1 pseudogene is annotated in these 248 nt (G+C 69.0%); it reads left to right on the top strand.

The annotated features are described in order from the left end of the window. Positions 1-184: pseudogene (locus ACQG3P_RS21235) on the top strand (peptidylprolyl isomerase); the annotation flags it as partial. Between the last annotated feature and the right edge of the window lie 64 nt (positions 185-248).

Genomic DNA, 248 nt, shown 5'->3' with positions numbered 1-248 from the left:
CATCAAGACCGACTGGCTGGACGGCAAGCACACCGTGTTCGGCGAGGTGCTGGATGGCCAGGCCATCGTGGACTCGGTCAAGCAGGGCGACGTGATCCATTCGATCACCCTGGACGGCGACACCGACGCCGTGCTGGCCGCCCAGGCCGACCGCGTGGCCGAGTGGAACAAGCTGATCCCGGCCACGTCATTCCCTTTCAACGGCCTCCCTCGCGGGCGGCCGGTGCGCAGTTCCGGCCGCCCCGCCA

The organism is Stenotrophomonas sp. SrG, from assembly GCF_050031795.1.
Taxonomy (GTDB): Bacteria; Pseudomonadota; Gammaproteobacteria; order Xanthomonadales; family Xanthomonadaceae; genus Stenotrophomonas; species Stenotrophomonas rhizophila_A.
The sequence above is the reverse complement of the archived record's forward strand: the minus strand, read 5'-3'. Positions and strand labels throughout refer to the sequence as shown.